This is a genomic window from Spongiivirga sp. MCCC 1A20706 (genome assembly GCF_046524175.1).
Taxonomy (GTDB): domain Bacteria; phylum Bacteroidota; class Bacteroidia; order Flavobacteriales; family Flavobacteriaceae; genus Spongiivirga.
The window spans coordinates 1-14,373 of sequence record NZ_JBEFZF010000001.1 but is presented as its reverse complement, the minus strand read 5'-3'; the positions used below and the strand labels follow the sequence as shown (position 1 = coordinate 14,373).

9 protein-coding genes are annotated in these 14,373 nt (G+C 38.0%); 3 read left to right on the top strand and 6 right to left on the bottom strand.

Features of this window, described 5'->3' with window-relative positions:
- Nucleotides 1–45: 45 nt before the first annotated feature.
- On the top strand, nt 46–1,455 hold the full coding sequence (gene mnmE, locus ABN763_RS00045; protein ID WP_410483359.1) for a tRNA uridine-5-carboxymethylaminomethyl(34) synthesis GTPase MnmE: 1,410 nt from the start codon (nt 46–48) through the stop codon (nt 1,453–1,455).
- 28 nt (nt 1,456–1,483) lie between these two features.
- Here the strand turns inward: mnmE and ABN763_RS00040 are convergent, their stop codons facing one another.
- Nucleotides 1,484–3,337: a pyruvate kinase gene (locus tag ABN763_RS00040; protein WP_410483358.1), complete on the bottom strand. Its 1,854-nt coding sequence runs from the start codon at nt 3,335–3,337 to the stop codon at nt 1,484–1,486.
- 209 nt (nt 3,338–3,546) lie between these two features.
- Here ABN763_RS00040 and ABN763_RS00035 point away from each other — a divergent pair, with 209 nt between their 5' ends.
- A complete protein-coding gene (locus ABN763_RS00035) occupies nt 3,547–3,990 on the top strand; it encodes a hypothetical protein (RefSeq protein ID WP_410483357.1) in 444 nt (147 codons plus the stop codon).
- 76 nt (nt 3,991–4,066) lie between these two features.
- On the opposite strand, the gene ABN763_RS00030 is transcribed toward ABN763_RS00035, so the two are convergent.
- The 5 genes from ABN763_RS00030 to ABN763_RS00010 form a co-directional block, all read right to left on the bottom strand.
- The gene (locus ABN763_RS00030; protein ID WP_410483356.1) at nt 4,067–4,423 is read right to left on the bottom strand and encodes a hypothetical protein; all 357 of its coding nucleotides are present in this window, start codon (nt 4,421–4,423) and stop codon (nt 4,067–4,069) included.
- Between the two features lie 88 nt (nt 4,424–4,511).
- Nucleotides 4,512–6,377, bottom strand: a complete 1,866-nt coding sequence (locus ABN763_RS00025) for a hypothetical protein (RefSeq protein ID WP_410483355.1) — start codon at nt 6,375–6,377, stop codon at nt 4,512–4,514.
- A gap of 323 nt (nt 6,378–6,700) precedes the next feature.
- Nucleotides 6,701–7,048, bottom strand: coding sequence for a hypothetical protein (locus tag ABN763_RS00020; protein ID WP_410483354.1), 348 nt, complete (start codon nt 7,046–7,048; stop codon nt 6,701–6,703).
- A 5-nt stretch (nt 7,049–7,053) separates the two neighbouring features.
- On the bottom strand, nt 7,054–7,671 hold the full coding sequence (locus tag ABN763_RS00015) for a response regulator (RefSeq protein WP_410483353.1): 618 nt from the start codon (nt 7,669–7,671) through the stop codon (nt 7,054–7,056).
- 21 nt (nt 7,672–7,692) lie between these two features.
- Nucleotides 7,693–10,512, bottom strand: a complete 2,820-nt coding sequence (locus ABN763_RS00010; RefSeq protein ID WP_410483352.1) for a two-component regulator propeller domain-containing protein — start codon at nt 10,510–10,512, stop codon at nt 7,693–7,695.
- Nucleotides 10,513–10,706: 194 nt separating this feature from the next.
- Here ABN763_RS00010 and ABN763_RS00005 point away from each other — a divergent pair.
- Nucleotides 10,707–14,373: beta strand repeat-containing protein (locus tag ABN763_RS00005; RefSeq protein WP_410483351.1), on the top strand; the 3,667-nt coding region annotated here is incomplete at its 3' end.

Genomic DNA, 14,373 nt, shown 5'->3' with positions numbered 1-14,373 from the left:
GTAAATATAATCTTTAGTTCTATTTTTGTAGCGAATTCTAGAATTATGATCCTTGAAGATACTATAGTAGCATTAGCCACCCCCTCTGGTGCGGGAGCCATATCCATAATACGCCTTTCGGGACCAAAGGCTATAGAAATTGCCTCTTCTTCTTTTCAGTCAATTCACGATCATAAAAAACTTATTGATCAAAAAAGCCATACCATACACTTAGGACATATTGTAGAAAATGACCGAATTTTGGATCAGGTGCTAGCTTCAATTTTTAGAAACCCGAATAGCTATACGGGTGAGCATGTTATAGAAATTTCATGTCACGGATCGCCTTACATACAGCAAGAAATTATCCAACTTTTTTTAAGAAACGGCTGCCGAATGGCTGATGCAGGTGAATTTACATTGCGTGCCTTTTTAAACGGAAAATTGGATTTAAGTCAGGCGGAGGCGGTTGCCGATTTAATTGCAAGTGATAACGAAGCATCACATCAAATTGCTATGCAACAAATGCGTGGTGGTTTTAGTAATGAAATTAAAAACTTAAGAGATGAACTTCTCAATTTTGCTTCATTAATAGAATTAGAACTGGACTTTGCCGAAGAAGATGTAGAGTTTGCTGACCGTACACAGTTTGAAGCACTACTTAATAGGATAGAAACTGTTTTGAAACGATTGATCGATTCTTTTGCAGTTGGTAATGTTATTAAGAATGGTATCCCTGTTGCTATTGTAGGAGAACCCAACGTTGGTAAATCCACCCTGTTAAATGCATTGCTAAATGAGGAGCGAGCAATTGTAAGTGATATCGCTGGTACAACCCGCGATACCATTGAAGATGAGATTTCAATAGGTGGCATTGGTTTTCGATTTATTGATACGGCAGGAATTCGGGATACCAAAGATGTTGTTGAGACCATTGGTATACAAAAGACTTTTGAAAAAATAGCGCAAGCTCAGGTTGTTATTTTCTTAGTGGACAGCTCAAAGTTGCATATTGAAGATTTAGAAAACCTTAAAAACGAGGTGGCACAGATCAAAAATAAATATCCTCAAAAACCTTTCGTAATTGTAGCCAATAAAATTGATGCTGCTGCTGCTAACCTCATCAATGCTTTGAAATCTAGTTTAACTAGTATTGAAGGCACCGAATTAAAGCTAATCTCGGCAAAAACAAAAGAAGGGGTTGATGATCTAAAAAATCAATTACTCGATTTTGTAAATACTGGTACCTTAAGAAACAATGAGACTATTGTGACCAATACCAGACATTACGATTCCCTCTTAAAAGCGCTAGAGGAAATAAAGAAAGTTCAGGAAGGTATGCAAATGGGTATTTCTGGTGATCTTTTAGCAATCGACATTCGTCAGGCACTATATCATTTTGGCATGATTACCGGGGAGATCTCTTCTGATGATTTATTGGGTAATATCTTTGCTAATTTTTGTATCGGGAAGTAGAAATCCTTACAAAATAAAAAAGATGTGGTCATCTATGCTTTTTAAGAATCCAACAATTACGTTGACGTTTTTCCATTTTTGGCAACATCACCTCATTTTTTTCATGTAGTTGTTCCATTCTAGATAAAATTTTGTTTAGTAGTTTCAGTACATCATTAATATACAAACCCTTATTGAGCATTACACACTCGGCATTTAAAGATGCCACCGCATCAGTAATCTCAGCTCTCGATGGTAGCCCTTTTTTTGCGAAATTTTCCAATACCTGAGTGGCCCAAACAACCGGAATGTGGGCAGCACCGCATATCGCCAATATTTCTTCCTGAACTTGGCCAATAGTATCCCAACCCGTTTCTACCGCAAGGTCACCCCTGGCAATCATTACTCCAATATGTTTTACTTTCATTGCCGTAAGCAGAATTTCCGATAGGTTATCCATACCCAATCGCGTTTCAATTTTGAGAATGATATTTAGTTTATTGAGCGCATTTAATTCTTCTAATGCTTTCAGTAATTCTTCTACATCTTCTTTTCTATTTACAAAAGAAAAGTTCACCACGTCGGCATACCTTGCAATGAATTCCATATCTGCCTTATCTTTTGCGGTTAGTCCGCTAATTCCTAAATCTGTTGAAGGAAAATTCATTCCTTTTTCAGCCTTTAGTTTAGATCCTCTTTCTTTAGCTCTTGTAATACGCACAGTAAAATAATCAGTAAACACTCGCTCTATATACCCCTCGATTTTACCATCATCAAAGATAATGGGATCTCCCTCTTTTACTTTCTGAAAAACTTCAATAAGTTGGCACGATATTGTAGCTCCTTTCACAACATTTCCCTCTTCGTCAAACTCCGCAGGATTGCCTGGTAAACTATCTTTTGTAATAGTAAGTATATCATCAACTCGAAGTAGAATAGATCGTTCTATTTTGGGAAGTTCTTCTATAAGGATATTTTCCATTTTTCGATTTTGACATCGCAAAATCGTACCCGTTCCTATATAAGACGTTTCATAACAATGTGCCAGAACTTCTTCATGATTAATGTGAATTACTTTTAGAGTTCGTTGCTTATCTCTTGTATCTGTTAAAACAAATGTATCTCCAACCCTGATTTTCTTGAGTTGAAATAAGTCGATGGGTATAGTATTTAACTCAGAATCTTCGTTGATTTTGGGAACTAGAATCAATAAAGCCGGGCTAACAATTTTTCCGCTTTCATCTCTTTCAGGTTTAAATTTTCGGATTTTTGGTCCAAGGGTGATTTCACCAGTTCGGATTTTTGGTCCCGCGAGATCCATGGCGATCTTTACGTTCTTACCTAGAGCTTTGGAAGCTTTCTTCACATGTGAAATGATTTTTTTCCACACCTCAGCATCATCATGTGCACAATTGATTCGTGCACAGTTCATTCCGTTACGAATCATTTCGTAAACCATTTGATAGTCTGTAGCAGCTTGGGTTGGCTGAGTCACCATAATTCTAACCCTTCTGCCTTTAGAGCGATAACCAAAGAGTTCTTTTGTATGTTTATTTAATAGTCTTTTACTATTTTTTATTGAAAGCCCTGCTTTTGCATTTATAGTGGGCCGTTCTCCTAATAGGCTATATAAGATAAATCTTGTTTTGAATAAACTTGACATCAGATGGCTTTCTGCTTTTGCCAATCTGGTTAGTCCTAAATATTTTAATTTCTTTTGAGTAGTCCTTAAATCAAATCTTCTAAAAGTGTTGTATTGGATTAGGTTTCGAGCACTTTTATAGTAATCTTGATGCACATCTAATAACGTCGTTTCAGCTCTGGCTTCCTCCAATTTTATTGCTTCTAGAATGGTCTCAATTTTTGAGATCAACTCGTTTACTTTCTCCTCCTTTATTTTCACTCGGCAAGTCTATATTTAAAGTCTTGCGAATATATTTCATTAGCGATCAACATAGCATGACTTTAATCATACTTGAGGTTGTAAAAAATCACATTCAGAATGTGCAGACCTAAATGTTTGTCAGCTGGCTTATTTATGCAAAACTACCTCGAAAGGGTAGCTGAGTAAGCTATTTTCATTTTTAAGTTTAGCTCATTAAAAATTATATTATGAAATTAATGAATATCACGGCTGCCGTCCTTTTTATGACCGCAATACTAGGCTGCAGTGGTTCATCATCAAAACAAAACGTAAAAATGGAAAAACAACTTATTCAGGAAAAAAACTATCCTACAACAAATAATTATCCAGAAGCTGATATTGCTGACAAAGTCATGGAAGAAGATTTTGTTAATGCGTATAACAACGCTGACAAAAAAGAACTCACGGCACAAAATGCAATCATAACCAGTAGAGATTGGGTTGTTTATAATGATAATGTAGGTCGTCCTTTGAAAAGAAATCGCATCGCTGTAGTTACTGCGCAGGTAGAAGATCGTTGCTTTTTACAACACCTGTTCTTTCAACAAGATGCTGACGGTAGTGGTTATGGAAAAACCTATGTTAGTGATCTTTATGGTTGGAAAGAATTTGACTGTTCCTTGAAAAAGTAATACGTATTAAATAAGACGTTATCAATGCTAAAAGCTGGGAGATCCCCAGCTTTTTTTTTGGCCAATTCTGTTTCTTTTACTGAAGTCTTGTAAAACCGGATGCTTGTTTTCCTAGCGTTACATAGAAACGATCATATTGATCAATAATCCAAGATTGATTTCTATAAATCAAAGAGATGAATTTTGGTATATTATCGCCACTACGATGCTTTGCTTTTTTTGACAGCAATAAATCAAACATAATACAATCTCCTTCTTTTGGTTGGTAATCAAAGTCAAAGCAACTTCCCTTATTAAGTTGATCTCTAAAAAACGAATCGGTCAAAGTGGCTGAGAATGCCTTAGTCGGTTCTATTAACATACCATCCATACCGTTCCACTCTTCTTTTATAAATCTGAAAAGTGTCCATTTTACCCTCATCCTACTATTCATGTTCTCATGATTAGAAAGGCTTTTACTCCTTAAATCGCCACAGGTACACAATATAATGGATATGCTGCTTGACAAGCACATAGCTTTACTATTTGATTTTATTACAGCTTACTCGCTGACGTTGATCTGCCCCACCCCATTTTTGAGGGGCGGTCCAACCACCACTACCATTTTTAAAACTTCTAAACGAATAGGTTTGCCATCCGCATTTACCTTCACTAGTGGTATAGGTAAAACTCGCTTTCATTTCTTTGTATGCCTCCTTAAAAGGTGGCTCGAACAACTGCCATTTTGTTTGAATATAGGTCTTTTGGAATTGCTCTTGAAAACCTTGTTTTTTCATTTCAGTAAGTAATGTTGCTTCTAATGAAGCATTTTTGATCGTCGCAGTTGGTAGTGCATTAGACTCTAATAAGGCTTCCATTTTCAAATTTTCAACTGTATTATAGTATGCAGGACCATCGCCAGCAGCCAAATCCATTTTAAAATTACCCTTATAAATCATAGGGCCAGTTACCTGACCGGAGGATGAAATTTCTACTGAATAGGTTTTTAGTCGTTCCGACTCTAAACTTAGTCCTCTTGCCATCAAAATTGGGGTGATATTTTTACAAGCCATCTCAGTTTCAATACTAGATTCTTTATTTGGGATTAGGACAAACTGAACTATAGTCTGTTCTTTACTAGTGTTGTCGGAAATGGAGACTTCATAGTTCGAGTAACTGGATACCTCCCATGCCTCAAATTTTCTATTCAAGAAATCACCATTGCTATTTTTCACTTTTAACCCCATGGTTCCGCCCTTACCGTTACCTTTCCAGCTATCTATAGCGTTCTTGATGGACGCAGAAAGATATACAGTTGCATATACTGCGTCTCCCGCTTTAAAAGTCGGGTTAATTTCTAAACTACCTTCTCCTCCCGGTCTAAATGGTTTTTTGGTAAATACCACCTGATTGATATATTCTTTGTGGGTAGGTGAACTATATATATTGGAAAGTGCGGCATCTGCCTTACCTAGTTGTTTTTGAGTAAATGCTATAACACGATCCATACTTGCATTGCTACCAGCCAGACTTTTTAATGCTTCAGCAAGTTGATTGGTCTCTTTAGCTTTTTTAGCCAACTGGTCGGAAGAAGCATTGTTTTGTTGGTCTAACAAGTCCATTAAATAGTCTCCAACACCTTGCCGATCTAGGAAAGCACTATAATCGTCCAATATTTCTACGATCAGTTTTGCTTCTTTATAATCTGATGCTCTAGCTTTTGACAATAACTCTTCCCGGTTAAAGCCCTCGGTTTTTTTTATGAACCAGTCCGGATATTCCAAACCAAGTTCATCCGGATAAGCACTATGGCTCTCATCAAAGTAAACACTCTTCACAATAGCGTATTGCTCTTCAAAATACTTGGCCATATCTTGTAGGGATTTTGGGTCAGACTCGATCGTTTTTAATCGCCCACATAGCTCACTAATATCAGCACTGGGTTCTTCTTCCAATAGTCTAAAAACAGATTCCTTAGCCACGCGCACATAAGATGAGACGTCCCAGTGTTCTGCTCTAGCATAGCTTTCGGCTTGCTTTACATTAGCCAGTGCGTCTAAATACTTTTTATATCCTTTATCCCCCTCTTGAAATTTTAAAGTTCCCCCACCTTTTTCACAAGGATCATAATATTCAGTTTCTGGCTCCGGTATCAGGGCTTGAGCATCTTTTTCTATCTTTTTCAACCGAGCACAAAGCTCGCTCAAATCAGCGTTAGGCTCTTTCTTTAAAACCGACAACATATTTTTCTTAGCCAACTTTATATGGGTTTCCGGGTATGTGCCTTGAGAAATATTACGTTCCGCTACCTTTAATTTTTCGATGACATTTTTATAGGAGGTAAACGCTTTATTTCCTTTTTCTACTTTTACCGTTCCGTGGCTATCACAAGGATTACTGTTTTGCATTTTTGATCTATTTTTTGTTGGCAGTGTTTTAATAGTAGTTCCTTTAGTTTTCTTATTTGAAGTAAGCTTTTTAGAAATTTTTAATTTTGAAGAATTTAAATTGCTTTGCGCATTTTGTTCATTACATGAAAGCAAAAAAAGCGCTAAAAACATTACGGAATAAACATTGAATCTCATCCTTTTTTTAGTACATGGTTAATAACCTAAAATTACCTGCTAAAAAGACCTGTTCATCTACCCCAAGAGGGTAGTTTTATTAGAAATGATTATGCTATGAAAAACAAAATCGTAGATTAAGAGAAGAAAACGATATGATTAAATCTTTAGAAACCTTGATCTAAGAGAATTTTGAAAGAAGTTATAAGTCCAATGATACCACTAACAATCCAAATGGTTTTATGTGCATTAGGAGCCACTGACCACAGTAGGCGAACTCCTTTCTTACTACCCGCTTTATTTATTTCTTTATAACTAAGATTTCCCCCTGGAAAAATTGACATAGCCAGCCCCAAAAATCCTATTGAAGGTCCCGCAATTAAAATTCGGGGTACTGACTGAGCGGTAGAAATTATATACACCAATACGGTTGTCAAAATCATTCCTAATACCAGTAACACAATACCTATAATACGACCTGCCTTTTGGTCTTTTTTAGAATTAGAATGTCCCATACCGTTTAGATCAGCCGCTGATCATTTGCCTTTTTTAATGCTTCTTCTTTTGAGTTTACCTGAAGCTTTTCGTAAATATTTTTAATATGAAATTTGATCGTATTTCGACTAATAAAGAGGGCTTCACCGATACTTTTAAAGCTCTTTCCAGTAGACAACATCTGTAATACTTCAGTTTCTCGTTCTGATAACACCGAACTGGTCGCTTTTTTAAACGAATCGACTACCATACGTGCGATTTTAATACTCATTGGGGCGCCCCCAGAAAGAAGTTCGTTTAGCGCATCGATAATTTGTTCGCTCGATGCATTTTTGGTGAGATAACCGCTTGCACCAGCGCATAGTGCATCAAAAACGGTTTCAGAATCTTCATAAACGGTAACCACCAGCACCAGCACATTAGGCTTTTTATCTTTCAAAATTTTCGTGGCCTCAATACCATTAATGTTCGGTAATTCAATATCCATAATCACGATATCCGGGCCGTCATCTTTGTAATTGTTAATAGCTTCTTCGGCATTGGTATAAAGGCCCACTACTTTAAAGTTTGCGGCCGTATGAATAACCTCTTTAAATGCTGCGCCTAAAGAGACATTATCTTCTATGATGACTACTTTCTTCACGCCTTAAATGTAAATGTAAAATTAAGAACCAACACTACCCTCTTGTGGTAGTTTCCCCTTAAATGTGATATAAGTTCCGTTATCTTTCCTGGTATGCAACAGCAATTGACAGTTGATTTTATTGGCTCTTGTCTTCATATTGGTTAGCCCGTTCATTGTTATTTCATCTAAATCAAACCCACAACCGTCATCTTTGAACACTATGATAAGATTTCCATTTTGACAATCAAATGACATTACCGTATTTTTTGCCTGAGCATGCTTTGCTGTGTTAGTTATTGCCTCTTTAAAAATGAAAATAATTTGTTTACTCCAATAATAGGGCAGTTTAACTTCTTTTTTAATGGTAGTTTCCATTTCAAATGAAATACCAAATTGGTACAAATAATCCTCCGCAAAATCAGATAAATAGATACGTACCTCATCCAAATAATTACTCTTTTCCTGCAATGAAAAAATAAAGTCTTTGGTGCCCTTATATAAATGATCAGCATCGGCCTTAATTGATTTCATTAAATTTCGATTTGCAACCCCTACTTTTTTCGATAAAAGATCAGATAGCAATGAAATACTGGCTAGTTTGTTTCCCAAATCATCGTGAAAATCTCTTGCAATATTGTCGCGAACTTCGCTTAGTTCTTTTTCTGCAACAATACGTTTGGTAATTGCATTTTGAAGAATGGTATTTCGTTTGGCAATCACTCGTATTCGATAATAAAATAGTCCACCTGAACTGATTATGACTACGACTGCTATAACCGCCATGACCCACCAACGCTGATACCAAATGGGACTAATTTTAAAACTGTAATTACTGCTATATCCCCATGCGCTATGATCCTTTCTTGCTCTAAATAGTACCTCATAATGATCATTCGCATAAGATGAGAAATCGATACTTTTTTCATTGGGGTTCAGCTGAACCCAATCTCTATTGTTCAAACGATATTCCACCTGAATCCCAGCAGTTTCAAATGAAATGACATCATAAGAGAATGTATGGTCGTATTGCCTAATATTTATTTTTGGAGATGGCGTTTGTTTTAAACTATTTCGGTCAATAATCGAAATTCCGTTATCGCCACCTAGCCACAGTTTATCGCTAGCCGCTACAATACGATTGATTGCAAGCGAACTCAAGCCGTAAGACTTAGAAAAATTGGATACTTGATCATCTTTAATTACTGAAAGTCCTCCTTGTGTTGCCAAATACAAATGTTTATCAATAAATAGATCATTAATTCGTTCGTTTTGAATGCCATTACGCTCATCATAACGTGTTATAATGGAATCATTTTGTACCAATAACAAACCTTTATCGGTATATATAAAGTACCCTGCTTTTTGCTTTTTATAGCCTTGTATACGATCACCGTATACCCTTGTGTTGAAAACAGAATCCGGTACAATTTTTTTTGTCTCCGATAGGTACTTCCATTTTCCCTTGTTTGTAAAAAAAGTGAGCTTATCTTGAGTGTCTTCGACGGCACTGATAACAATTTCATTATCGTTCTTTAGTACTTGTCCATCAAGTTTAATTAAGTAACCTTGAGTAACCGTACCGTGATTGGACTTATAAAAGAAACGCCCATCTACTAATTTAAAATCCATATTATTTTTAGAGGGGATGGCTTTTAAGGACGAGACATATAATGAATCGGCAGTAACGGTCATGGTTTTTGCAAATCCGCTTATGGGATAGGTAGCAACAATTTCTTCATTAAAGAACTTAAATAGTTTGGAAGGTGTGAGTGCATAGGTATGATTATTGAAACGCTTAAGATCGACAATATAGTTTCCCTCTAAAAGATTCTTAATCTTTGGGTTCGAGTAGTAATAACAATACACCCCATTACCATAAGTCGTAATCCATAAATTTCCCTCGAAGTCAAAAATAGCGTCTGAAATGGTTGTTTTGATACGTAATTTTTTCAAAAGATCATCCGAGACTTGAGTACATCTGTTAAACTGGTACAGTCTTTTAAATCCGTAGGCATCTTTTGCAATTAAAAAGTAAATATCCTGATTATTTGGGCTTTGGAATATCTTGACGATTTTTTCATTTTCCGAAACAGACGAAACCACATTTGTAGCCTCAACAGCATTCGATGACGCGAAAATTAGTTGATTTCTTGAGGCAAAAACGTATTGCTGAGCATCAATTTTTACAGCTTCAGAAATTGGTATCGAGTCTAAAAAGGCAAACGATCTAGTTGGTTTGTTTTTTTCCAACCCTTTAACCCCTAGCAGTTGTTGTTGAGTACTCCCTTGGTCATGAACCACAAATTGATTACCAAGATTACTAATAGCCACATTTTCAAAACTAACCATATTAGGATCCTCTGCCCTAAATTGCTTTTTGTCATCAAAAATTTGCTTTGTAAATGACGAATCTTTTAGATGATAAAAAAGAAAGCGACTACCCGATTGCGCATAGATTGTATTATCATTAATAGCGATGTCATAAATTTTTGCCTTGTTATCATTAAAATGGAGACTTTTAAAAATAGTGTCGTTTTTTAGAAAGTGAAGCCCCCCACCCCAGGTCGAAATCACCAGTGAATACTCTTTAAGTTCTTTCACATCCATCACATAGTTAGAGGTAAGTCCATTTTTTAACCCATAGTTGGCAAACTGTTTCCCATCAAACTTTGATAACCCATCATCAGTACCTATCCATATATACCCTTTGCTGTCTTGAAAAATATTATAGGTAACATCATGCGCCAATCCATCAGTGGCGGTATAGTGCTTTAGGTTGGGTTGCGCAAAAGTGTAGCAGCAACCACACAACAGCAGCGTGAACAAATTAACTGAATATGGTAAAAAGTGCTTTATCATTTAGGCTAACAAAATACACTTTTCTATTGCCTTACGCTGCATGAATACCAAAAACTACCCTGTTGGGGTAGATGGCTGCTTTGGCTTAAGGTCTAATTTTCGTCTTTGAAAAATGTGCGTTATCCCCGCCTCATGTTCTCATAAAAAAAAGGATGGTATAACGCTGCGAAACATGTTGAATTCAAATCACACATATGAAAACTAAACATTACCTGCTTTTATTATTTGGTATTGGGTTAGGGGCTTTTACCTCGACAAGAGCCCAATTTACCAGCATCCCGGATCCTCAGTTTGAACAATTTCTCTTTGACGAGGGAATCGATTTAACGGCTGGGGATGGTCGTGTGCTTACATCCCGTATTGAAACTATTAAATCTTTGTCTTTTAATTTTGCGAATGCAGTTAATTATCCATTGTTAAGCGATTTAACAGGTCTCGAAGATTTTAGGGATTTGGAGACGTTTTTTTTTCAAGGCGCTCCTATTTTTGGTTTTGATTTTAGTCAAAATGAAAACATACAATCGGTTCTTATTGATTCCCCAGTAGCGGTAACCATTACGTTTGGGTCAATCGCTTTCCCAAAACCAGACTTAACTACGCTAACAGTAAGCAATTTTCAAGGAAGTAGTATTGATCTTTCAAATTTACCCAACTTGACCTTATTAAATTTAGGCAACAATCAGCTTACCGCAATAGATGTATCCAACAACCCTTTACTGACGCGATTTTGGCTAAACGACAATTCGTTGACATCGGTAGATTTAAGTAATAACCCATTGTTAGAACAAATTCGGTTGCAGGGAAATCAATTAACCACCATTGATTTAGGTGCAAATACCTCCGTACTAAGCTTGGAAGTTCAAAATAACCAACTTACTGACATAAATACGACGAACCTAAGTGCCTTACGGTTTCTTGATGTCAGGAACAACCTGATAACAACCTTGGATATTTCACAAAATGGACAAATTCGTGAGCTAATCGCCAGTAACGTCCCATCTTTGGGAAACGCGAATTTGGCCAATGGGAACAATGCAAATTTTTTACAGGTACGCATAGACAACAATCCCAACTTAAGTTGTATTCAGGTAGACGACCCAAACAACAATGTCTCATCGATAGTTAAGGATGCCGCAACCACTTTTTCATCGAACTGCGCACCTTTTATTACCTTATCCGGCGTACCAACACAAATAACCAATGAAAACGACGTTTTCACCATTACCGCAGAATTTTCTACTGCTGTAACAGGTTTTGATGCCGTCACCGATATTATAGGTACTAATTTAACCATAGATGCCCCGCCTGTAGCGTTAAGCGCAACCTCCTATACATTTAATATAGGGGCTAACTCGGTATGTGGTAGTGGTAACAATGTAACCATTCAAATTCCAAGCGGTGCCGCACAAGATGCCAATTCGGGAGCAGGCAATGTTACATCACCAATATATACTGCCAACGTCGTTGACAGTGTTAATCCTATAGCAATAACTCAAAATATTACGGTTCAATTAAACTCAGACGGTGAAGCCAGTATAGGTTTCAGCGCGATTGATAACGGTTCTACTGATAATTGTTTGATTACAAATAGAAGCCTGGACAGGAACTTTTTTACTTGTACTGACCTAGGAGCAAATACAGTCACCTTAACCATTACGGATGCAACTGGAAATACAGATTCGGCTACGGCTATAGTTACAGTAGAAGATAATGTTGCTCCAACAGTTGTGGCTCAGGATATTACCTTAGACTTGCCCGCTAGCGGTCAACTTGTGCTAAATCCCGCCGATATTGATAATGGCAGTTCAGATAATTGTGGGACGGTAAGTCTATCTGTGAGCCCATCAACTTTTGACTGTTCCAATACTGGTTTCAATACAGTTACCTTAACGGCAACGGATGCCTCTGGAAATTCAAGCAATACAACAGCTACCCTAACCCTTAGAGATAATGCTGCCTTTACCACACAGCCGCAAGACATTACTGTTCAACTAGACGCTAATGGAGAAGTAGACCTTAATCCTGAGGATTTTTATGGTGGTTTAACCCCTGGTTGTGGTTTTGACGTTTTTAGTATCATACCAAATCAGCTTACTTGCGCAAATATTGGGGCTAATACAGTTATTGTATTTGTAAGTAGGGGTGCTACAAATTCATCAAGAACCGTCACGGTTACCGTTGAAGATACTATAGCCCCAACAGTAATTACCCAAGACATAACCGTACAATTGGATACCAATGGTCAAGTAAGCATTTCTCCAGTTGATATCGAGAATGGTAGTTCGGATAATTGTACCGCACAGGGCGACTTGACCTATAGTTTGGATACGACCAACTTTGAATGCGCCAGCTTGGGTACTAATACTGTAACCTTAAGTGTCACAGATGCATTTGGCAATACCGGCATGGCCACGGCTATAGTTACTGTTGAAGATTCTAATGCCCCAGCAGCGGTAGCTCAAGATATCACAGTACAATTGGCGGCCAATGGTCAGGTGAGCATAACAGGAGCAGATGTCGATAATGGCAGCTCCGATAATTGTAGCGTAAATTTATCCGTCAGCCCATCAACATTTGACTGTTCCAACTTGGGCGCTAACACGGTTACGTTAACCGTAACCGATCCAAGCGGTAATACGGATACCGCTACGGCGGTTGTGACTGTTGAGGACAACCAACCTTTAACAGCCATTGCCCAAGATATTACGGTACAACTGGATGTTAACGGACAAGCTACCATTACCCCACAAGACGTCGATAATGGTTCAGGCAGTGGATGTGGGAACATCAGTTTGAGTTTGGACACCACCAGTTTTGATTGTTCCAACATCGGACAGAATACAGTGACGCTGACGGTCACTGAAGGACCTAATACCGAAACAGCCACAGCCATTGTAACGGTGGAAGACACGATTCCTCCAAGTGTAATCCCCCAAGTCATTGCAGTACAGCTAGACGGTAATGGTCAGGCTAGCATTACACCAACTGACATTGATAATGGTAGTGCTGATAATTGTGGGATTGCAACAAGAATATTGGATATCACCTCATTTGATTGTTCGAATATCGGGGCCAATACCGTAACATTGACGGTGACAGATAATGAAGGCAATGTAGGCTCATCAACCACCACGGTAACAGTAACAGAAACGGTGGCTCCAACATCCATCGCCCAGGATATCACCGTGCAATTAGACGCAAGTGGAAATGTGAGCATCACGGCTAGTCAAATCGATAACGGATCTACAGACAATTGTAGTATCGATACCCTTAGTCTGGATCAAACTGATTTTGATTGTACTGACCTAGGAACGAATACCGTGACGCTAACGGTCACGGATACTTCTGGTAATTCAGCTACGGCCACAGCAGTCGTTACCGTAGAAGAAGACCCGAACCAACCACTGACTGCTATTGCACAAGATATTACGGTGCAGTTAGATGCCAATGGATCAGTGACTATCACCCCACAAGATGTCGATAATGGTTCTAATAGTGGTTGTAATAGCAATCCAACATTAAGCTTGGATATCGATACCTTTGATTGTTCGAATCTCGGAACCAATACCGTCACCCTAACAGCCACGCAAGGCAGCATCACTAGTACCGCCACTGCCACCGTTACGGTAGCAGACAGTGTAGCCCCAGTAGTAGTGACTCAGGATATCACCCTGACCTTAGATGCTAACAATACAGCCACCATCACAACAAGCGATATCAACAATGGTAGTACTGATAACTGTACGGCAGATACTGATTTGACTTATAGTGTAGATACCACCAGTTTTGATTGTTCCAATCTGGGAGCCAATACGGTGACACTCACCGTTACCGATGCCGAAGGCAACACCGCAACAGGCA